Here is a 21,220-nt window from a genome sequence, read left to right on the forward strand (position 1 = left end):
ACCCCCTCTATTTTTAAGGTAAGTAACGACGAGCACCAGCGTATTCTTCTATATATCCTGGTGTATTTAGTGGTATAATCTCTACCGACCTTTCAGCTCTTGGTGAGTGAATCATATTGCCATCACCAATATACATTGCAACGTGATGGACACTACCTTTCCCTTGATCATGTGCAAAGAAAATTAAATCTCCCTTTTGTAAGTTTTCTTTATCAACTGCAACCCCTGCTCTTGATTGCGGTCCAGAATCTCGCGGAATTGTAATGCCGTGCGATTTATAGATCGTATGCGTGAAGCCAGAGCAATCAAATCCAAAACCACTTGTACCAGCCCATATATACGGTAAACCTAAAAACATTTTCCCTGTGTTAATTAAATCATCAGCGGTCGGTTTTGGAATATCAGTTTGAGAGCGGTAAACTGTTCCATCATTTTTTCGTAGCCATGCTTTCTGACCATCTGGCAACAATACACGGTATGAAATTGTGTCTTCACTTAATAGCGGCAGTCTTGTATTATAACTGACTTCAAGTGATTTATGTTTTTCAGAAGGATTTATATATAAAATCGCTGTTGGCTTTGTTATTAACACAAAAGGTTCATTTGTTTTATCTGCAAATTCTTGATTATATGTTAATTGCTTTTCAGGCATCCAGCCCGGATAACCTTCTTCATTTCGTGGCGTTGGCTGTCCATGCACTAATACCTTCACCCACTCGCCTTTCTTATCAATAACAGTTACTTCTTGACCGAGTAACGCTTGTGTTTCTAATTTATTTGCATTTGTTAACCATAGTTTCTCGTCAAGTGTCATTGATTTCGTCCATTTCCATAGATCCACTGGATTTGTTGCACTCGGTGTATCGATTGGCCTTAATGCATCAGGTGCTGTCCATAACGTTGCAGCAGATACATCTATAAATGCTTTATTATCCTTCTTTTCTTCAGCATTTGCCGATGTAAACGATGAAAATATAAATAAAGTTGTTAAAAATGCAGTTCCTACTTTTTTCATATATATCCCCCTAAAAAAAATAGTTTACTAGTCTCTTCTCCTAAGACTTACTATTCACTGTCGATTGAAGGTTTACCTTTGATCCAGAATAAGTCATTCCTTCCGGCTCTTCCATTAACCAAAGCGGTGCATCAAGATCAAAATAATGAATATTAGGATGCGCTGCCGCTAAATGCGCAACAGCACTAACGGAAAGTGAAGATTCCATCATGCTTCCCACCATACACTTCACACCAGCTGTTTCTGCGATATCTGCAATACGCCATGCTTCACGTATGCCACCACATTTCATTAATTTAATATTAATTAAGTCTGCATATCTTCCTTGAACGAGCTTTAATGCATCACTTGCTGAAAATATACTTTCATCGGCCATAATTGGCGTTTGCACACGATCTTTGACGTACTTTAACCCATCCCAATCTTTCGCGTGTACTGGTTGTTCAATAAATTCTATATTTAAATTACGATTTTCCATCCCTTGAATGATAGAGACCGCTTCTTTTGGACTCCAACCTTGATTCGCATCTAAACGTAATGTCGTATTTCTTGGTACCACATTTCGAATTGCCTCAATACGTTCCAAATCTAAATGCGCCTCTTTACCCACTTTAATCTTTAATGTTTGAAATCCTTTTTCTATATGTTTCTTCGCTTCTTTTGCCATTAATACAGGCTCATCCACACTCACTGTAATATCCGTATAAATTTCTTTCTTCCCGCCTAACAATGCATATAACGGCACCTTTTGATATTGGCAATATACATCATATAAAGCGATATCTACCGCTGCTTTCGCACTTGAATTTCTAATACAACTCATTTGAATGCGCTGTAGTAACTGCTGAAACTGAATGATATCTTGACCAATTAAACATGAACGCATCGGTCCTAAAATCGCTTCTACTATTCCACTGGTGAAATCACCCGTAATAACTGGCGTTGCGGCTGCAGCTCCCTTACCAATCACTCCTTCATCTGTATGAATATAAACATCTATACTTTCAATTTCTGTTACAGTACGAAGCGCGGTTTTAAACGGTGTATGAAGTTTTACACGTCTACGATTTACTTTTACATCTGTAATTTTCATTTTGTTCATCCTTTCGTTCTCCAATGAAGTGAAATTTTAATCCACCGGAGATTTATACCCACAGATTATTAAGTAAACCTATTGGGCATTTACTCTCCTATCTCTCTACTTTGTTTCCGTTTACTTTTGATGTAGGATGATAATGTGAAATAAAAAAATCCAGCCATAAGAATGATTCTTACGGCTGGATTTTGTCTATGATTGAGTAGACAAAGCAGCAATCTGATTATATTTTTTCTGTGCATCTTTTAGCGCTACAAGTAACGCTTTTTGAGAAGAGCCGAAATATCGGTTCTTTACTTCCATTACTAACGCCGGGTCATTTATATTTTTATGTAGAAATAAATATTTAACAAATTGAGATGTTAATGCAATTGTCGCTGAGCAGTCTACATCTACAATTTCCCCTGTATCCTTAACAAGTACAAATGCTACGAAATAGCTTTTAAACTTTTCAGTAATGGGATTATTTTGAGGTGCTTTCGCATCCCCTACGATATAAATTGTATTTGAAGCGTACAACAGCTATCTTCCTTTCGTATACGAGGATAACGGGTTTCTTAATAGTCGTATGAGCGAGGAACTCAACGTTGATCAAAAAATGTATCCGCTTACCTTGTATTATAATATAATTGACAGAATTTTAACAACATTTATTTTAGTGCATATTCCATATCTATGAAAATAGCTTAAACTCTTCATTTTTACAATATGTGATTATTCCTTGTACCATTACATTCATACATAAAAAAAACAGTTAGCGACGGCTAACTATTTTTTTCATTACTTGGGCATCACAAATATAGTTTCATTTGACTTAGAAAATTGATACTCTTTTCTCGCAAACTTCAAAATTTCTTCCTCATCGTCTGTTAAATTTTCTATGTTAGTCTTTAAAGAATCTTTATCTTTCTTTAAAGATACTAATTGTTCCTTTTGATCCGTAATCGTACCTTTCTTCTTATCAATTACTTCTTGTTGTTTCGTTAAAATATATTGAACGTACAGAGTAGTTGCTGCAATAAAAAGGACCATTAAAATAAGTCGCCTTAACTTCTTTTTATTTATCCTACGCTTGTCACTAGGTTGTGATAACTGCTCTGGTATATTAGGAACATTTACTCGTTTGAGTTTCCTCATTCAAATCCCCCTAACCCATATTTTTCACTACCATCGGCACGTTTTCTTACTAAACTAAATTCTATTCTTATAAAATAAACTCCTTCACAAAAATATCCCATAAATTAACCAATTAAAGATAGCATTCGACGACATTTCCATATTTACACCGATTTTTTTTATACATGCTGCTATAAAATAGTAGTTTCTGTAATTCTTTTTCTACTATTGTAGAAGAGTTTTTTCACACACAAAATTCCTTCCCTACATATCCATGTTATAACATGCTTACAAGGAGGGGAAATATGCATTACCGCACATTAGGTAACACTGGAATAACTGTTTCTGAAATAGGTTTTGGGGCATGGGCAATCGGTGGTGATGAATGGGGACCTGTTAACGATAAACAATCTATAACTGCTATAAAAAAAGCCATTGAGTGTGGTGTGAATTTTATTGATACTGCGGATGTGTATGGTTTAGGACATAGTGAAAAGTTGGTGGCTACCGCGATTAAAGGACATCGTAATGATATTATACTATCAACGAAAGGTGGTTTAATCGGACATCACTACGACACTAATGGCGTTCCTGTATATGATACTCCTGAAAAAATCATCGCCGTATTTGAAACAAGTTTACAACGTCTTCAAACAGATTATATTGATCTTTATTTTTGTCATATTTGGTGGCATAATCGTAGAGAAACAGAAGCATTTCTACGTGCATTTGACATATTAAAACGTGATGGCAAAGTAAGAGCAGTCGGTGTTTCGACTCATGATTTACAATACATTCATCATTTCAATAACAACAACGAAATTGATATCGTACAACTTGATTACAATATATTAAATCGAAAACCAGAAAAAGATATATTACCATTCTTACAAGAGAAAAATCTAGGGGCTGTTATTCGTGGTCCATTAAAAATGGGCATTTTAACTGGAAAATTTACAAATAAAACAATTTTTCCAGATGGAGATTTACGCAAAGATTGGCCAAATGAAACTTGGTTTCAAGAAGACTTACAAACCGTAGAGAAACTTCGGTTGCTCTCAAAAAAAAATCAGACCCTAGGGCAACTTGCACTTCGCTATGTACTCTCTCATCCGGCAGTAAGTGTTGTAATTCCTGGTGCGAAGTCAGGAACGCAAGCACAAGAAAATGCAAATGCATCTGTTCGCCCTATTTTGAGTGATGAAGAGCTTAACTATATTCATTCAATATAAAAAGCCCAATCCGGGCTTTTTAATTTGGCAAACTAATATCATACTCCATTCGCTTCGCTGTGTCCTCCGCAACATGCACACCTAACAAGTTTTTCACAATATGAAATGCCATATTAATTCCAGCTGAAATTCCGGCAGATGTTATAATATGTCCTTCATCTACAAACTTTACATTTTCTATAACTTCAACATTTTGAAACTCATTTTTAAACTTTTCAATACTAGCCCAATGTGTTGTTGCTTTTAACCCTTCCAGTAAACCTGCTTTCGCCAGTAATAACGCTCCTGTACAAACTGAAGTCATCAGCTTTACTTCTTTCATTTGTTGGCGAATCCATTTTATTACTATTTCATTTTTTATTTCATATTTTCTAGCACCTAGCCCACCCGGAATTATTAAAATATCCACTGGTGGTAAATTTTCAATACTATAATCTGGCTGTACCTTCAATCCATTCCTTGCTGTAATCATTTCTCCATTCTCGCTAACTGTATAAACAGTAAATGGTTTTTCTTCATTCACCTCAGTTACAGAAAAAACTTCAAATGGTCCTGCAAAATCTAACACTTCTACTTCATTAAATAAAAATATACCAACACTCCATTTATTCATCATAAGTTCACTTCCTGTTTCAAATGATGTAAAAGGTGATCATATCCTTTTTCTAATGCAATATCATACGCTGTTTTTCCCATCATTTTTCTTTATCATCTTATTAGCTCCATTTTTAAGGAGTAGCATAATTATTTCTTCATTTCCTAATAATGCCGCTTCGTGAAGTCCTGTCCAGCCACCACTTTGCATAATATTTACATTTGATCCTTTTTCAATTAAGAAAGCAACAAGTTCACTTTGCTTGTTCGCGATTGCTGCTTGCAAAGGCGTATTTTCATTTTCGTTTTTCGCTCTACTATGTATATCTGCACCGCTTTCTAAAAGAAAACTCGCTATTTCTTTTTGTCCAAAATAAGCTGCTAAATGAAGTGGTGTCCAGCCATCTTCACTACATTCGTTAACAATACTTGGACTCGCCTTTATAAACTTCACTACTTTTCCCTTATGACCACTTATAACAGCTTGTGCTATTGATTGTAAATGCTCCATAATAATCTCCCATCCTTCAAACTATTTAAGCATCTCCTTCTACATGTTCTATTAATTATTACATTTTCCTTTTAAAACCTTAAGTTTACATAATAATATTATATATCCCTTTTTGTGCTTAATGCTGAATAGCAATAATGTTAAAAATACTGCCTTTAAACAATGAAGACCATGATTTCATTAGAGTTACTGAAAAAGCAAGCAAAAAACTATACACATAGTTTTCATCATATTTGTTCAGTTGCATGAAATAAAACAGGTAATGTTTATTCTGCTATTCATGCTTTCAACATATCAAATAATATTATTCCAATAAAAAAACAATCCATTTTAAAAATGGATTGTTTTTTTATTTCTGTTTTATGCGGTTTATTTTTTGTATTTTCAATGAAGAAATAATTACGTTTACAAAAATGAAACGCCACTATCTTCGTCCCTCTTATAGTGAGTTTTTCGTTTGAAAACAAAAAACTTTTTTCACCTTACGTTTGAAAAAAACATATGTAAAATTCTCTAAAACAGCTGCCTTATCATACTAATCTATAGCAATTCTGTCTTCTTCCCTTACCTGTTTCCTTTAACACATACGATTTTAAAACAAGCGCCGTTAATGAGTCTGTTAATGTTTTATATGATAAATTTGATAATGCCAATAGATCGTTCGTATATAACATTCTATGCTTCTCTAATAATAATAGCACTAATCGTTCAGACGGTTTTAATGCCTCATCACTTTCTAGTATAAAGTCTATATTTTTCATTTCTCTAATTATTACTCCTTATATAAAAAAATACTTTAGGTGCTAATTTAATATAAAAATAATACACAACAAAATTTGAAATATATTAAAATAACATTACTTTAGGACACTATTATACTATAACATATAAAAAGCATTTGCCGAAATAGGAAATGCTTTTTATATTGCTTATATAATTCTTCAAAAACCACATTTAAAAACGGTTAGTCATTCTCTAAATATGAATGACTAACCGTTTTCCAGCTTCTTCTCAATTAACATGTTTTACCTTAAATATTTATTGCAATATGCGGCTTACTGTAATGACTTGTTCCACCGCCACCTACTACTACTTTACCGCCTTTTTCAAAAATTAATAATTTACTTGAACCATCTGCAAGAAGCACTATTACTTCAGCATTATTACTTGTTGCTACATAAATTACATAACCACTCTTTGATATACAAGTTTCCCAATTCGCATCAAATTCTGATCTTACTACACGATTTGAATACACTTGATTTTCAATTCTATCTTGTTCTACGTTTTCCAAATTTATTCTCTCCTCTTCCCTGTATAGTTATATATATTAAAATAGCGACCGATTTTAACATAAATAGTATATGTAATTAGTAGGAGAATGCTTAGACAATGGAAACGAAATAGACTTCAAAAATTTTACAATTGAAACTTCTCTTTAATCATTTCCGCTACTTCTTTTGCACTCAAATACGTGTTATTAATTTTTATATACTCTTCTTTTTCAATTTCACCATGAAGAGAGTTTAATCTATGCTTTTTCATCGTCTCTTTCAAATTATTTTGAGACCACTCAATATCTCTTTTTTTCGGTTTATGTTCTAATCTATTCGGACTTTTATTCCGTTCTAATCTTTCATCTAATTCCGCTTCCAGCTCTATAAAATACACTGTCCCACCTTTTGATTCAAAAATACTTTCTACATAATGTATATAATCCCAATCCGATTGGAGGTCAAATGCCCATATATACGTAAAAATCATTCCAGATAAATCACTTTTAGATACTTCTTCAAATATTTCATTACGAAATAAACTTACTAGCCTTTTTGCTTCTGTCGTACTGTAATCAAAAATTGGACTTACTAAATCAATTGTCATGTGGTTATGAAAAAGTTTTAAACCGGTTAATGTTGCTAATTCTTGACCCACTGTCATTTTCCCAACTGCTTGTGGGCCAAATATTAATATAAGTTTCATTTATTTCCCTCCGATCTTTCTCTATAAACAATTACATAAAATTAAAAATAAGGCAGCCGATTTTTAATCGATTGCCTTATTTTTTTATTCATAGTATTAGTTCTATTCTTTTCGCACAGCTTCAAAAGTAAACATTTGATTTGCATTTGACGGTTCGTTTTTATAAGCATATTCAGCAGAGCAAGTAATATTAGAGAAACCTATACTTTCTAACAGAAGTTTAAACTCTTCTATTCCATACCAACGTACCGCAAAGCGTTGTAGTTCTGTTTGTACTAACTGTCCTTTACTCCACTTTTCATATTTCAAATATGATACAGTAACTTGGTTCAGCCAATCTATTTCAATTGATTTATTTTCTAATGTGATTCCGTCTCCGCTCGGCAAAGAAAAAGTCGATGTATGAATTTCCCCAGTCTTCCAGTCATACGGAAGCATAATATCTACGATTAATCGTCCGCCTGGATTAAGATGTTCATAAAAATATTTCAATGCGTTTATAGAATCGACACGATTTTCAATTAAACAAAAAGATCCAGTAGGAATGATAATTGCCTCATATTTATGCGGAAGTGATAATTGTTGCAAGCTTCCTTCATATAAATTAGGATGTAAGCCTCTCTCTTTACAGCGCTTACGGCAAGAATCTAGCATTTCAGGTGAATAATCTATCCCATCTACTGTAAAACCAGCCTCTAGAAGTGGAATGATGACACGCCCTGAACCTACTGCAGCTTCGAGGATTCTTCCTCTACAATCTTTTAAACGTTCTTTGTAATACTCAATATCACCATTCAAAGAATAACCGACTGGTTTTGTGTAATCATACAGTTCCGTACAAAGTGTACTATAAAAACTAAACATTTATTTTCTCCTCCGTTTTTACGTACGGAAGATTTCAATTCAACTAATCTTCCTGTACCTCGAATTTTAATGAGATTTTGAAAGAGCTGACTGTCATAATATATCACTCACTTTCCATAGAATATAATGATATTGTATTACATAACCTTCCAATTTGAAATATAAAAATTAAAAATTCAGACTGTAAATTAAAGAGCTTACTTTAGTAAGCTCTTTAGAAAAAATATTTATTTCACAATCGGCAATGTCACTTCACTTAATTTCACTGTAAGTTTCGTTCCAGCTTTCGGTCTAATTGTATAATCATAATCACTTGCAATTAAAACAACTCCGATTTGATGCCCCACTTTAAATACATAATCATCTGGCTGCATGTCCCATGTAAATGCATAATCTTTGCCCGGTTGAATCGCTGTTGAATTTTCTATACTCTTTAAGTTTTGTGGATCCATCCAGCCTCTCGTTACGATTTCCGGCTTCGCTCCTCCATAGTCAACAAGTAATGCTGTTAAATTTAATACAGATCGATCAATATTTCCTGTAATTGAAATCTTTGGTATACCACTTATACGCGTATCTTTTTGCAGTACAGGCATTGTATATACTAATCGATTGGCTACTTCTAATTCTGGGTTTGCTACTAATTGATTTGATTTTATTTGTGCATCATCTACGAATGAGAAAACTTTATTAACCGATCCCATACTTAGTCGCAAATTGACTGATTTATTACTTAAATACATACGGATTTTTGAAGGTACAGCCGCTGGATCTGGCCAATTTTTTATCTTTTGCCACGATTTATTTTCTCTTTGCACATCAACCATTGGTTCATCCATAATTCCATTTTCAATTCCGTACAACCAATAATCTAACCATTTATTTTGTGTTTGCTGCCAGTTATTACTTGATGTCCCACCGTGTCCACCTTAATATAGCCACATTTTACGAGGTACATCATTTTCTCCAAGAGCATCCCACCATTGTGCGAACTGTTTCGTTTTAACATTCCAATCGTTTAAACCATGAACAACAAATACACTCGCTTTTACATTTTTAGCATCTTTTACATAATTTCTTTTATCCCAAAAATCGTTATAATTACCCGTTTTCCGATCTTGTCCAGCAGTAAGTTCTGTCATTATCGGACCACAAACTTCTGGATTCTTTCTTGTCAGTACTGCTTCTGCCATATTATCTGTATCTTCTCCTTGATATCCGCCTGGAGCAATGACTGCACCATTTGCACGATAATAATCATACCAACTACTAATTGCTGCGATTGGAATAATTGTTTTTAAACCTTCAACTCCAGTAGTCGCAACAGCATTTGGTAATGTACCATTATAAGAAACTCCAGTCATACCTACATTTCCTGTAGACCAATTTGCCTGAACTTCCTCACCCTGTTCTGTAAATGCTTTCGCGCGACCGTTTACCCAATCAATAACAGACTTTGTACCGAGTATTTCTTGTTCATCTCCAGTTGTAGGGCATCCATCTGATTTTCCAGTACCGATACTTTCGCCTAGAATAACTGCATAACCTCTTGGCACGTAATAGTTCCCATACGAACCAAGATTAACTGCTCCATACGGTTTTCCTTCATACGCATACAATTCTTCATCTACATTATATACAGGAACATCTTTTAATCCAGATCGATATGGACTCATTTCATAAATAACAGGAACCTTCACATTCGGATCTGTCTTTGGACGCATAACTTTTATCGATACTCTGTCTTTCTTACCGTCGCGATCACTATCAACTTCTGTCTCTACATATAAATTTTCGATAATAGCTTCATCGAGAGAATAAATCGGCTTTGTCATCCCATTTTCTAATTCAATTTTCGTATTTTTAGTCTCTTCCTTCTTCTCTGCATGCACATCCATAGTAAAGCTAGGTATAATTGTTGCAGATAGCATTGCTGACAGTGTAATTGCCATTTTCTTTTTACTCAAAATGTTCCCTCCCCTTATTCGTTCTCTTTTACTATATAAAAAATAACTGAAAATTCAGTTTTATTTTTATATAAAAGTTGAGAAACTCAAAGATTTCTTATTAAGTAAAATTTAATGCAGGTGTGAAAGTATTTTCCCACTCCCCCCTTCTTTATAAAGTGAAACTGTAATCAGCACTCACCAATCGGGCGTTTACGAGCAGCAGGGCCCCCGTCTAACTTCTTTGCTTCCACTGAATTTTGAAGTGGGGGTCTTACTGCCCGGCAAATAGCGGGATAAATAGAGGAAAAGACAACCGATATTTCTATCGATTGTCTTACATTCCATTTATTATTTTTCTAACTCTTTAAAGGTATCTTTCAAGTCTTTATCAGATACCTTTATATCTGCATTTTTAAGCAGATCTCTAGTAACTTGTTGATGGAATTGAGGATCTTGTATACGTTGCTGTTCTAATTCTTTACGAATATTCTCTTTCTCTTCCTCATACGATTTAAGCTCTTTTTTATCCGTTAACTTAATAATATGATATCCGAAGGAAGATTTAACAGGTTCACTCAATTGACCAACTTCTAACTTATATGCAGCATCCTCAAATTCTTTCACCATCATACCTGGTCCAAATTCAGATAGTTCTCCACCTTTCTCTTTAGAACCTGGATCCTCTGAATATTGTTTAGCCAATGCCGCGAAATCTTCGCCACTATTTAATTTTTCTTTAATTTCTTTTGCTGTCTTTTCATCTTTCACTAAAATATGGCTAACTTGAAGCTTTGGCTTATAGTGATCTTTAAAATCTTTTTCCGTTACGGTTGCTTTAATAGCTTTTTCAAAAGCGAAAGTAAGCTTTAATTTCTCTTTCAACTGATCTTCATTTTTCACACCATTAGATTCCATATATGTATTAAAATTATCACCCATCTTGTCTTTTAATTCTTTTAGTTGTTTCGTTACCTCTTCATCCGTAACTTTATATTTATCATCTAATACTTTCTCTACTACCATTTCAGATAAATTCTGTTTACCGTAGTTTTCTTTTAATTTTTTGTTAAAATCACTTTCTGAAATGCTTCCTGATTTTGTAGTTACAATATTATCTGATGAACCACATGCGGATAAAGATAACGTCATCCCCATTAAAATGCTACCTATTACTAATTTCTTTCTTTTCAAATCCGAATACCTCACTTCATTAAATTCAAATGTAACTATGTAAATGTAACGTTTCCCTGTGAACTTCACGTGAATTTAATGAAAGTAGAACATTTGCTAATTCTCCATTTAATACATCAATTTTGAAAATTATGGTGATTCATCCTGTATCGCTAACCTCTAAAGCTGCAAAAAGGACTAATATTTTCATTAATCCTTTTTCACATTTATATAAAATTGAATTTCTCCATCTATAGAGGAAACTCCATATTCAAAACCATGTCTTTCTAAAATACTTTTCACTATCGCTAGTCCTAATCCTGTACCTGATTTTTCTTTACTACGAGAAAATTCTAGTACGTAAAAAGGCTCCCAAATTTTATCGATATCTTTAATTTTTTCCGTATGAATGCCATTTTTTATTTGAAAATATATACTTTTATTTCTATCTTCTAAAGTAATTATTATGTTTTGATTTGCTGAATATTTTATTGCATTAGAAATTAAATTTTGAAATACCATTCTCATTTTATTTAAATCTGCATAAACGATTGTATCGCTCGTATTACAGTTTACTTGCAAGTTAATTTCTTTCGAATCCAGTTCAATCTGATGCTTATCTAATATACTCTGGACCAGTGGTTCAATAGGGAATTCTTCTTTTTGTAAAATATCTCTTTCTAGTTTAGAAAATCGTAATAGTTCTTCAATTAAGTTTGATATTTGATCTGTTTGTTTAATAATTGTATCTACGTAAGTCCCATCATCTAGTCCATCTTTAATCCCCATAGAGTATGCTTTTACTAATGCGATCGGTGTCTTTAATTCATGCGTCACATCACCCATAAATCGTTTTAAATGTTCATTACGATCAGTTAAATCTTGATGTGCTTCATGTAGTTTTTCGCTCATGATATTAATACTATTGGCCAACTCTCCTATTTCATCATTCGTTTTCACTTTCGTTCTTTTAAACTGCAAATGTGAAATATCCTGAGCTACATCACTTAGCTCTTTCAGTGGCGTCGTTATTATTTTTGAAAGTATCCACACAAGTAAAATAATAAGAAGCAGCGAGAAACATACGATGTATAAGTAAAATGTATTTAACGTACTTATAATTTCATTTGAATTCGCAATAGAAGTCCCAATTAAAATTATCGTATCATCTTTCGCAATATATTTAGCAAAAAAACTCGCTTTTACCTTTCCTTGATCGTACAGTTTATTCGATTGCCCTTCCGTCTTCACTTTCATGACTTCGTCTTTCGTAATCCAAAGCTTATTTAACGTCACTTTCTTTTTCGTAAGTTGCATGCGTAATGCTTCGTTCATAGCATCTTCTGACTGATTAATTGGCGTATACGCAATTGTAACGTTGTTTTCACTTTCAATTGTATGAATAACATCCTCTATATTTTCCACTGTTGTATTTTGTATTTGTGTTGTAAATTTATTTAAGCTTTCACGTGTTTTATAAATATTATAGTTCGGTAAGAGATTGTTAATGAATAATAACGAAATCATAAAGATGAGAATAACAGTTGCAGAAATACTGAAAAATAACTTTTTTCCAAGTTTATTCACTTTGTTCCTCCAAACTATAGCCCAGCCCGCGATGCGTCTTAATAATATTTTCTCCAATTTTTTTACGCAGCCTTCTTACATGTGTATCAACAGTTCTCTCTTCTCCAAAATAGTCAAATCCCCATACAATATCTAGCAATTTTTTACGAGTTAAAATCGTTCCTTTATGATTTAAAAAGCATTTTATTAATTCGAGCTCTGTTTTTGTAATTTCTAACTCTATATCATTTTTATATACTTTATTTTTGGCGAAATTTATCTTTACATCTTGTACTTGAATAATATCATCATGCTGAATAAGCTTTTTCGCTCGTGTAATTAGTACTCCTGGATGAAATGGTTTTTTTACGTACTCATCTGCCCCACTTTGAAGCGCTGCTAATTCATCTTCGCTTTCACTTTTCGCCGTAAGCATTAACACTTTTACGCTTGAATTCTTTTTTATTTCCTGACAGACAGTAATACCACTATGTTTCGGCATCATCCAATCCAAAATTGCTAAATCAATTTTTTCATCATAAAACATTTGAAGTGCTTCCTCTCCGTCTTTCGCTAATAAAACTTCGAAGCCTTCTTTTTCAAAATAAGCTTTTAAAATTCTTAACATATCTTGTTCGTCATCTGCAATTAAAACTTTCATATTTTTTCCTCCATTGCTTTTAAACAAAAACCAATTGTATCATACAACATCTTTGTTACATGAATGTGACAGAAAAATATTTAAAGCTTTTGAGGGGATAGTAATGGTGAGGTGTTGTATTATGATAAAAAAAATCGGGGTCATTTCTCTTCTTTTATTTCTATTATCAACAAATGCGTTCGCAAAAACCAATCAACAAATTGAAGTATTTGATTGTCAAAAAGAAATGGTCATTCAAAAACAATCTTTAGATCCAGTAATCCAAAAAGAAGCAGTTCAATACGCTAAAGCAATAACCGGTCCATTTAAAAACTTAAATGTCGTTCCAAAAGATGGCTATATGATAAAAATCCCATTATCTAAGCCGGTTTCTATTACTAATCAATGGTTACACACTACAATAGACGAAGTACTTATACTGCTCCCACTAAATGAAAAGCCTTATATTATGCTTTATGATGATGAAAATAATCCGCATTTTTATTATGTAAAAGGTAAACCAGGATTATTATTGAAACAAATGAACGTTAAAACGTAATTGACTGAAAAGGAGTCACCTTATAAGCTAAATTTTAAAAGCTAAGGTGCTCTTTTTTATAATAACAATTTAGTAAATGAAATTATAAAAGTTGTTTTTTTATATAAGGGTCGCAACTTCATATATATCAGCGATTTTTAAGATATATCGATTTACCAACAAAAACCCTGTCCGTAGCTATTCTTTGGATAGCAATCTCTATAATAGTTTGTAGTGACTCGATCCCTTATATAATCCCCCTTTTACAAATCCATTTGCAGTATAAAACACATCCCCTTGCTTCGTGTCAGCATGTAAAACAATCACTTCAAAATACTTTTCCGCATGACATAATAGTTGGTTTAATAATAAGTTCCCTAACCCTATACGCCGATAATCCCTTGAAATATAAAATCTCCTTAACCGCACAATCTTATTGTCTTTTGTGTACGGATCCTCATTTAAACCTCCAACTCCAATTAACATATCACCTTGGAAAACACCATATAAACATTCTCCAGTTTTATTGAATACATTTATTTTGTTTTTATATTCATTTATTAGTCTTATAAGGAAATTAAAACCTTCTTCTTCACTGTCTTGAACGAGATGACTGAATTCATACTCCATTAAATTTTCTATTTTTTGAATATGTATATCTTTCAAGTCCATTCCCCCTAAGTATGAAAACACATAAAAATGCTCGAGAATCATTTATTCTGAGCATTTTTATGGTTGTTACTTTATGTAATTCATAGCGTGCGTATTCTTCACTTCAGATAATATCCCCTTCAACTCCATTAAATCATCTATTACTATATCAGCCTGAGCAAGTTCATCTTCTTGCGCAAAATCAAAATTACATCCAATCGCAAGTAAACCGTTGTCTTTCGCTGCATTTATATCAGATAGCCTGTCACCAACTACCGCTGCCTCTTTTATATCATATTTGTTCATAATACTTTTAACTAAGTCACCTTTATTTAGCGATTGTATTTGTTCAATACTAAACGTTTCAGTCACCCACTTGTCTAAAGCATAATAAGTTACGATTGCTCGTAAATATTCAGTTAAACCATTACTAGCAATGTAAATTGAACAATTATTTTCTTTTATATATGTAAATATTTCTTTTACATTTGAATATAAAGCGCCTTTTCCGCTTTTTATGTTTTCAATTAGTCTATCTAAAAAATATGCATCTGTTTGTTCTCTTACTTCAATAGAATGGTCCGGTAATAAAGCTTCCCAAACTTGCGGTAACGGCACACCCATAATTTCTCTATATTTATTAATTGGTGTTACTGTATCCCATAGTTGTAGTGATCTTAAGTGATTGAAAGTATCATCTAACGATAATTCTAAAATTTTATCTGTTTGAAATAACGTTCCGTCCATATCAAAAATTAACGCTTGTAACATGTCATTCTCCCCTTTTGAACTATAAGTATTACTCGATATATTTTTCAGCATCTCAACGATAATTTCTGAACAATAATTTGCGGCAGTTTTCGCGAAATCATCATAAGAAACTTGAGCTTCATCATCTGCACTGTCAGAAATACATCTTATAACAAGAAACGGTATATCATTTATGTAGGCGACATGTCCAATTGCTGCTCCTTCCATTTCTGTACAATGAGGTGCGTATTCGTCTATTAATTTCGCCTTTAACTTTGAATCTTCAACAAAACATTCACCGCTGACGATTCTTCCTTCATGAACCCTAGTACGTAAACTACTACTATTACATGCTTTACGTGCTAACTCTACCAATTCCTTACTTGCGATAAATTCTTCCTTGAACGGAAATAAGTTTTTCATTTGATTTTTACTTACATCATGATGGGTTACGTTAGTTGAAATAACTAAATCGCCAACTTTTACATCTGGATGTAACCCACCAGCAACGCCTGTATTAATGATAGAGTCTACATCAAATTTATGAATTAATGTTTGCGCGCATGCAGCTGCATTTACTTTCCCTACACCAGAACGTGTAATAATTACTTCTATCCCCATGAATTCTCCAATATAAAAAGGCATTCCCGCTATTGTCTGTTCCTCTTGTATAACTAGTTTTTCTAAAAGTAAATCTATTTCAATTTGCATTGCTCCAATAATGCCGATTCTGTTCATGTATGTAGTCTCCTTTATTAATTAATCCCTTTAATCCTCTCAGACATAACCGACAATAAAAATTTCGGAAGTACAAGTTGTCTCTTTAACCTTTTCGGCTGTGAGAGTAACCTATACAGCCATTCAGTTCCAGTATCCCTCATCATTTTCGGTGCTCTTTTTACAGTACCAGATACTATATCAATCATGCCTCCGATACCAATAGATAGCGGAACGTTTAATGTTTGTATGTTTTCATAGATGAACTCTTCTTGTTTTGGTGAACCTAGTCCTACGAGTAGTAAATGCGGCTTGAATTGCTTAATTTTTATTTTTATTTCTTCACCATTTACAAATCCATGCTGTCCTTTAAACTGCGCTCCTGGGAACTGCTCATTTAATTTTTCTAATGCCTTTTTATTACTTTCTGGAGCGGCTCCAAAAAGAAAGACACGATATTCATTGTCGTTACAATATTTTATTAAATCGTGAGTTAAATCCGCTCCAGTAACACGTTCTTTCAAAGTTCCTTTTAATATTTTCGAGCCAATTATGACACCAATCCCATCCGCTGTTATTAAATCCGCAGATAGTAACATCTTTTTAAACTGCTTTGATTTTTCCGTATTTTCCTTTGCAGACATAACAATTTCAGGATTTGCAGTTACTACAAACCTTGGTTTCTCTTGTTGTTCATGTAGCCAACCTTTTAATAAACTTATAGCTTTTGCATATTCTAAAGTTGAAAAAGGTATACCTTTTATAAACTGCTGATCCACTATACTCTCCCCTTACATAAGCTGCAAATATTCATCAATATCTTTAGAAATTTGAATAAAAGCCTTATTCCAAAATTCATAATTTCTTATATCTATTTCAAAATATTTTTTCATAAGCTCCTCTACTGGAACCTTTCCTGTTTCTCGTAAAAACTCTTTATATTTCGAATGAAAAGTACCTTTACTTTCTTGAGCGATTTCTAATAAACTAAAACTTACTAAATATCCAAATGTGTATGGATAATTGTAAAAAGGAACATCTGCTATATAAAATTGAATATATTTCATCCATACAAACGGTTGGTATTCACTTAAAGCATTTCCATAAGCTGCTTTCTGTGCCATTATAGATAATTTCTCAATTTCATCAGCACTTAAAGGACCCTCTTTACATTTTTCATAAAATGTTTTTTCAAACTGATACGATGCTCGTATTGCCATTACATAATTAAAACTATTTCTTATTTTCCAGCTAAGTAATAACTTTTTCATATCTTTACTATCCGTTGTTTCAATTAGATAATTTAAGAGTACCGTTTCAAAGAAAATAGATGCTGATTCAGCCGTACTCATTGGCAAATTATCATCTAAAAAAGATATAGATTGTTCGAAACTCATATTATAAAAATGCCAAGCGTGTCCTAATTCATGAGCGAGCACTCTTACACTATCTATACTCCCATCATAGCGCATTGAAATTCGTGATTCTTTCTCACTGAAAAATGGAGCACAAAACCCACCTGGTGGTTTATTCTCTCTCGGTTCAGCATCTACCCATCCACTTTCTATCGCATTACGTGCAAATTCTGCTAATTCTTCATCAATATTCTTACATGCATCATAAACGTTTTGTACTGCTACTGAAAAAGGAATTATAACCTCATTACTTTCCTTTACTGTCATAAGTTCATGCCATGTAATTGACTCTTTTCCCTTCTTATACACGTTTAAAGCACTTACTAATTTATCAAGGTTTTCTTCTGTCGCATTCCACATTTGGAATAATACAGCTTCTGAAATGCCATTCGCATGAAAAGATTGTGTTAAAATCTCTCTATCTTCTATTTCATTACTCTTTGCATTACGCAATCTCCCTATTTGATTTAATACAGTAGCAAAGATTTCTTTTTCCTTATGTAAAGTACTTGTAAGTAACTCGAATACTTCTAATCTTTCCTTTTCATTTTCACTATTCATTGCAATATTATTTGCTTGTCCAAATGATAATTGTTTATTATTGTGCTCTATTTCTATCCTATCCCGTAATTGTATGTACATATCTTCCCACGCACTAAGTTCATTTTTTATAAACTTAATATTAATATTATCGGAAGTTTCTACTTCACTATGTTTTATTATTTGCTGTACTTCACTTTTTAGTTCCTTCACTTTCACATTCAATTTAGTAAGGTCAGATGAAACACTTTCTTCAACCCATTGACAATACAAATAGTATTCTGCTTTTTCAATAGCTTGTATAAGCTTTGAAAGAACCTCTACATCTTTTGTTACAAAATATTGCTCTTTCAACTCTAAAATCGGAAATAGAATATCCTCATTCAAATACAATCGATTTAAATCCCATCTAGCAATTTCTTGCATTTTTATAGCCGCCTCCTATTTTTACAAATAGTTACAGATATTTCTTCCTACACAATTATATATGAAATAAAAAAATTTCGATATCCTTAAATATTCAGATTTCTATAAATGCATTCTTATTTATATCTTTTCTTCTACCATAAAGTATCATTTCACATATAAAAAATACTCCCTCTACAGGATTGCATTTGATATAGGCTAACTTCAAAGGTTTCATCTTCATCCATACCATATCGACCGATTATCACAGATTAAAAAATAAAAAAGGATTGATCAAAAGATCAATCCTTTACTCTACTTCATTTAAGAAAAATAACGTTATAACGCCAGGACCTGTATGTGCACCGATTGCTGCACCAATTGTATTTACGATAAATACTTCACAGCCAAATCTTTCAGTAATTAATGCTTTTAACGCTTCAGCTGTTTCTAAGTCGTCACCGTGAGTCATAGCGATTGTTTGACCTTTAAGGTATTTTCCACGTTCTTCCATAATATCAACAATACGGCTTAATACTTTCTTTTTCCCTCGTACTTTTTCAAGTGGGACAAGTTTTCCTTCTTCCACGTTCAAAATCGGCTTAATGTTTAATAAACCACCGATAAATCCTGCTACTTTACTTAAGCGCCCGCCTCTAACAAGGTACTGTAAGTCAGCTACAGTGAAGATATGTTCCATATGGTTCATTAGAAAAGCGACACGTTTTAATATGTCTTCTTTTGATGCGCCGTTTTTTGCCATTTTAGCAGCTTCTAATACGACAAGCCCTTGACCAAGCGAAGCACATTTCGTATCAATAATTTCTAAATCTAAATCTGCATATGTTTCTTTTACTTCCTCTTTAATGACAACTGATGATTGATATGTACCAGACAGTTCAGATGAAAAAGCTAAATATATACAAGGATTACCTTCTTTTGCATAAGAAACAAATTTTTCTTGGAAAGTTTCAAGTGAAGGCAATGACGTTTTATAAACAGCGCCTTCTCTCATTTTTTGCAGTAATGTAACTGACTCTAATGTTACTCCATCTAAATACTCTGTTTCTACTTCATCATATACACGGAGTGGAATTAAATCAATATCATATGCTTGCAGCAATTCTACTGGTAAATCCGCCGCACTATCCGTAATGATTTTAACACCCATTTTTAAACCTCTATTCTGTTATAAATATAAAATAATAAAATAAAAATAGTACTTTTAAATTATATACGTAAAACTTAAATGAAGAAAGGAAAACACTTTATATTGTATGCACTATTCTTCAAAACTTGAACTATTAATGAAAATGGTTCTATTTTAAACACCTTTTTCTTATCATTTTTCAATAACACGAATAATTTTATAAGTATTTTGTATCATCATATTTTAATTCTTTATCTTAATATAATCTTTTCAAATTTATACTGTTTAAAATTTATACTGTTTAAAATTTAAAAGCCACATCCAATAAAGGAAATGGCTTTTAAATTTCCATAAAACAACCAAACTTTATTTCCCATCACATTGTTCTCATTATTATTTTGGCGATGTTAATGATTAATATTTATAGCCTGTACTATATTCACCTGTAAGAATCACTATATAAAAAAACAGGTTAAACATTTTATAAAATATTTAATTTTACTAGTAAAGCTAATAAAATTTGGAGAAGAATTTGAACATTTACTGCTATGTCTGTATCCGTAGTCGTAACTGTAACATTTCTAGAATTTCTAATAACAGTTTCTTGTTTATTAATTTGTTTAATAGATGATTTTTGAAACAATTCTTGTGCTACACGATCAGCTTTTTCACTATCTGCTATAGAAATACTTATTATAACCACAATAGCTGCTTGTAAAGCTGCTTGAATAGATAACGCAGCTTTTGTATCAGTAGTAGTAACTTCTACATCTGCTGAATCAACTATTGTAATAGATTCTTCAGAAATTTGATAAGTTTTACTTTCTTGCGCAGCTGCTTCTGAAACGCTAGCATTTTTAAAAGACGGATGAGGATTTGAAGAATCTAATGCACTCCACTTTTTATTTCCATCTGAATGACATGTTTTTTCCATAAGTTCACCCCCTTTCAATCTAAATAATTATTAACCTGTGATTGTATTTCAGAAATAATACTTTTAATTTGCTGCTTTTTTTCTGGCGATAAATTTTTTAGTTTTTCTTCATTTATCCCATGCCTATTAAAAATATCTGAGAGTAAAAGGTCTATAATTATATTCTTTTGATCTTTATCAAACTTAAAGGAAGAAAATTTATTTAAATCATCCATTTACAATGTTCACTCCTATCAGTTTTCTATAAAAATTTCAAATAACTACCAGCATTATATGTATTTAAATAACAATTGCTTGGACAAGTAACTTAATCTTCTATTTTCCCTTCTTTTTACTAATGAAATCAAAAGGCTGTCTTCTAATGCGAAGACAGCCTCCCGTTACTTA

General features: G+C 32.6%; 21 protein-coding genes and 2 pseudogenes. 2 read left to right on the forward strand and 21 right to left on the reverse strand.

All coding sequences use genetic code 11. The annotated features are described in order from the left end of the window. Nucleotides 1-13 precede the first annotated feature (13 nt). From DOS87_RS15250 to DOS87_RS15265, 4 genes are all read right to left on the reverse strand, one after another. Nucleotides 14-1,015: a C40 family peptidase gene (locus tag DOS87_RS15250; RefSeq protein WP_017763260.1), complete on the reverse strand. Its 1,002-nt coding sequence runs from the start codon at nucleotides 1,013-1,015 to the stop codon at nucleotides 14-16. A 40-nt stretch (nucleotides 1,016-1,055) separates the two neighbouring features. Continuing rightward, a complete protein-coding gene (locus tag DOS87_RS15255; protein WP_017763261.1) occupies nucleotides 1,056-2,117 on the reverse strand; it encodes a dipeptide epimerase in 1,062 nt (353 codons plus the stop codon). Between the two features lie 186 nt (nucleotides 2,118-2,303). Further along, complete coding sequence (locus tag DOS87_RS15260; RefSeq protein ID WP_000271316.1) at nucleotides 2,304-2,630, reverse strand: DUF3870 domain-containing protein; 327 nt, start codon at nucleotides 2,628-2,630, stop codon at nucleotides 2,304-2,306. Nucleotides 2,631-2,891: 261 nt separating this feature from the next. Further along, nucleotides 2,892-3,248 carry an FtsB family cell division protein gene (locus tag DOS87_RS15265; RefSeq protein ID WP_001228728.1) on the reverse strand — a complete coding sequence of 119 codons (357 nt, stop codon included), beginning with the start codon at nucleotides 3,246-3,248 and terminating at the stop codon, nucleotides 2,892-2,894. A gap of 284 nt (nucleotides 3,249-3,532) precedes the next feature. On the opposite strand from DOS87_RS15265, the gene DOS87_RS15270 reads away from it, so the two are divergent. Then, nucleotides 3,533-4,459 (forward strand): aldo/keto reductase, encoded by a 927-nt coding sequence (locus DOS87_RS15270; RefSeq protein WP_000559372.1) that lies wholly within the window; start codon nucleotides 3,533-3,535, stop codon nucleotides 4,457-4,459. Nucleotides 4,460-4,478: 19 nt separating this feature from the next. Here DOS87_RS15270 and DOS87_RS15275 read toward each other — a convergent pair whose 3' ends face one another. The 10 genes and pseudogenes from DOS87_RS15275 to DOS87_RS15320 all read right to left on the reverse strand — a co-directional run bounded on the left by DOS87_RS15275 (nucleotide 4,479) and on the right by DOS87_RS15320 (nucleotide 13,754). Then, nucleotides 4,479-5,075 (reverse strand): DJ-1/PfpI family protein, encoded by a 597-nt coding sequence (locus tag DOS87_RS15275; RefSeq protein ID WP_000981426.1) that lies wholly within the window; start codon nucleotides 5,073-5,075, stop codon nucleotides 4,479-4,481. After that, nucleotides 5,072-5,564: pseudogene (locus DOS87_RS15280) on the reverse strand (ankyrin repeat domain-containing protein). The gene DOS87_RS15275 and the pseudogene DOS87_RS15280 overlap by 4 nt, the downstream one beginning before the upstream one ends. A gap of 530 nt (nucleotides 5,565-6,094) precedes the next feature. Further along, nucleotides 6,095-6,325: a hypothetical protein gene (locus DOS87_RS15285; protein ID WP_000789031.1), complete on the reverse strand. Its 231-nt coding sequence runs from the start codon at nucleotides 6,323-6,325 to the stop codon at nucleotides 6,095-6,097. A gap of 269 nt (nucleotides 6,326-6,594) precedes the next feature. Continuing rightward, nucleotides 6,595-6,858 carry a hypothetical protein gene (locus tag DOS87_RS15290; RefSeq protein WP_000432422.1) on the reverse strand — a complete coding sequence of 88 codons (264 nt, stop codon included), beginning with the start codon at nucleotides 6,856-6,858 and terminating at the stop codon, nucleotides 6,595-6,597. A 125-nt stretch (nucleotides 6,859-6,983) separates the two neighbouring features. Continuing rightward, nucleotides 6,984-7,544 carry an AAA family ATPase gene (locus DOS87_RS15295; RefSeq protein WP_000767068.1) on the reverse strand — a complete coding sequence of 187 codons (561 nt, stop codon included), beginning with the start codon at nucleotides 7,542-7,544 and terminating at the stop codon, nucleotides 6,984-6,986. 102 nt (nucleotides 7,545-7,646) lie between these two features. Further along, nucleotides 7,647-8,408 (reverse strand): class I SAM-dependent methyltransferase, encoded by a 762-nt coding sequence (locus DOS87_RS15300; protein ID WP_000490920.1) that lies wholly within the window; start codon nucleotides 8,406-8,408, stop codon nucleotides 7,647-7,649. Between the two features lie 227 nt (nucleotides 8,409-8,635). Next, nucleotides 8,636-10,375: pseudogene (locus DOS87_RS15305) on the reverse strand (Xaa-Pro dipeptidyl-peptidase). A gap of 330 nt (nucleotides 10,376-10,705) precedes the next feature. Then, entirely contained in the window at nucleotides 10,706-11,548 is an 843-nt protein-coding gene (locus DOS87_RS15310; protein WP_015945822.1) for a peptidylprolyl isomerase PrsA, read from the reverse strand. A 189-nt stretch (nucleotides 11,549-11,737) separates the two neighbouring features. Continuing rightward, entirely contained in the window at nucleotides 11,738-13,114 is a 1,377-nt protein-coding gene (locus tag DOS87_RS15315) for a sensor histidine kinase (RefSeq protein WP_001037228.1), read from the reverse strand. Continuing rightward, nucleotides 13,107-13,754, reverse strand: a complete 648-nt coding sequence (locus DOS87_RS15320; RefSeq protein ID WP_000865984.1) for a response regulator transcription factor — start codon at nucleotides 13,752-13,754, stop codon at nucleotides 13,107-13,109. Before DOS87_RS15320 ends, DOS87_RS15315 begins: the two co-directional genes overlap by 8 nt. Before the next feature lie 121 nt (nucleotides 13,755-13,875). Here DOS87_RS15320 and DOS87_RS15325 point away from each other — a divergent pair, with 121 nt between their 5' ends. Further along, a complete protein-coding gene (locus DOS87_RS15325) occupies nucleotides 13,876-14,292 on the forward strand; it encodes a hypothetical protein (RefSeq protein WP_000591758.1) in 417 nt (138 codons plus the stop codon). 198 nt (nucleotides 14,293-14,490) lie between these two features. On the opposite strand, the gene DOS87_RS15330 is transcribed toward DOS87_RS15325, so the two are convergent. From DOS87_RS15330 to DOS87_RS15360, 7 genes are all read right to left on the reverse strand, one after another. Then, complete coding sequence (locus DOS87_RS15330) at nucleotides 14,491-14,985, reverse strand: GNAT family N-acetyltransferase (protein ID WP_057187471.1); 495 nt, start codon at nucleotides 14,983-14,985, stop codon at nucleotides 14,491-14,493. A gap of 24 nt (nucleotides 14,986-15,009) precedes the next feature. Then, nucleotides 15,010-16,410 carry a 5'-methylthioadenosine/adenosylhomocysteine nucleosidase gene (locus DOS87_RS15335; protein ID WP_001079713.1) on the reverse strand — a complete coding sequence of 467 codons (1,401 nt, stop codon included), beginning with the start codon at nucleotides 16,408-16,410 and terminating at the stop codon, nucleotides 15,010-15,012. A 17-nt stretch (nucleotides 16,411-16,427) separates the two neighbouring features. Next, nucleotides 16,428-17,168, reverse strand: a complete 741-nt coding sequence (locus tag DOS87_RS15340) for a WecB/TagA/CpsF family glycosyltransferase (protein WP_098577858.1) — start codon at nucleotides 17,166-17,168, stop codon at nucleotides 16,428-16,430. Between the two features lie 12 nt (nucleotides 17,169-17,180). Continuing rightward, nucleotides 17,181-18,770, reverse strand: a complete 1,590-nt coding sequence (locus DOS87_RS15345) for a M3 family metallopeptidase (RefSeq protein ID WP_098577857.1) — start codon at nucleotides 18,768-18,770, stop codon at nucleotides 17,181-17,183. A 289-nt stretch (nucleotides 18,771-19,059) separates the two neighbouring features. Next, nucleotides 19,060-19,920, reverse strand: coding sequence for a DegV family protein (locus DOS87_RS15350; protein WP_000538298.1), 861 nt, complete (start codon nucleotides 19,918-19,920; stop codon nucleotides 19,060-19,062). A gap of 460 nt (nucleotides 19,921-20,380) precedes the next feature. Then, nucleotides 20,381-20,833, reverse strand: a complete 453-nt coding sequence (locus DOS87_RS15355; protein WP_000415813.1) for a spore coat protein — start codon at nucleotides 20,831-20,833, stop codon at nucleotides 20,381-20,383. Nucleotides 20,834-20,847: 14 nt separating this feature from the next. Next, nucleotides 20,848-21,048, reverse strand: a complete 201-nt coding sequence (locus DOS87_RS15360; protein WP_000342252.1) for a spore coat protein — start codon at nucleotides 21,046-21,048, stop codon at nucleotides 20,848-20,850. Nucleotides 21,049-21,220: the final 172 nt, after the last annotated feature.

The sequence above is a fragment of the Bacillus sp. CR71 genome (assembly GCF_003429245.1).
GTDB classification, from domain to species: domain Bacteria; phylum Bacillota; class Bacilli; order Bacillales; family Bacillaceae_G; genus Bacillus_A; species Bacillus_A thuringiensis_S.

Coding starts and splice junctions, on each gene's coding strand:
- DOS87_RS15250 (WP_017763260.1), bottom strand. CDS start 1,015: ATGAAAAAAGTAGGAACTGCATTTTTAACAACTTTATTTATATTTTCA.
- DOS87_RS15255 (WP_017763261.1), bottom strand. CDS start 2,117: ATGAACAAAATGAAAATTACAGATGTAAAAGTAAATCGTAGACGTGTA.
- DOS87_RS15265 (WP_001228728.1), bottom strand. CDS start 3,248: ATGAGGAAACTCAAACGAGTAAATGTTCCTAATATACCAGAGCAGTTA.
- DOS87_RS15270 (WP_000559372.1), top strand. CDS start 3,533: ATGCATTACCGCACATTAGGTAACACTGGAATAACTGTTTCTGAAATA.
- DOS87_RS15275 (WP_000981426.1), bottom strand. CDS start 5,075: ATGATGAATAAATGGAGTGTTGGTATATTTTTATTTAATGAAGTAGAA.
- DOS87_RS15285 (WP_000789031.1), bottom strand. CDS start 6,325: ATGAAAAATATAGACTTTATACTAGAAAGTGATGAGGCATTAAAACCG.
- DOS87_RS15295 (WP_000767068.1), bottom strand. CDS start 7,544: ATGAAACTTATATTAATATTTGGCCCACAAGCAGTTGGGAAAATGACA.
- DOS87_RS15300 (WP_000490920.1), bottom strand. CDS start 8,408: ATGTTTAGTTTTTATAGTACACTTTGTACGGAACTGTATGATTACACA.
- DOS87_RS15320 (WP_000865984.1), bottom strand. CDS start 13,754: ATGAAAGTTTTAATTGCAGATGACGAACAAGATATGTTAAGAATTTTA.
- DOS87_RS15325 (WP_000591758.1), top strand. CDS start 13,876: ATGATAAAAAAAATCGGGGTCATTTCTCTTCTTTTATTTCTATTATCA.
- DOS87_RS15330 (WP_057187471.1), bottom strand. CDS start 14,985: ATGATTCTCGAGCATTTTTATGTGTTTTCATACTTAGGGGGAATGGAC.
- DOS87_RS15335 (WP_001079713.1), bottom strand. CDS start 16,410: ATGAACAGAATCGGCATTATTGGAGCAATGCAAATTGAAATAGATTTA.
- DOS87_RS15345 (WP_098577857.1), bottom strand. CDS start 18,770: ATGCAAGAAATTGCTAGATGGGATTTAAATCGATTGTATTTGAATGAG.
- DOS87_RS15350 (WP_000538298.1), bottom strand. CDS start 19,920: ATGGGTGTTAAAATCATTACGGATAGTGCGGCGGATTTACCAGTAGAA.
- DOS87_RS15355 (WP_000415813.1), bottom strand. CDS start 20,833: ATGGAAAAAACATGTCATTCAGATGGAAATAAAAAGTGGAGTGCATTA.
- DOS87_RS15360 (WP_000342252.1), bottom strand. CDS start 21,048: ATGGATGATTTAAATAAATTTTCTTCCTTTAAGTTTGATAAAGATCAA.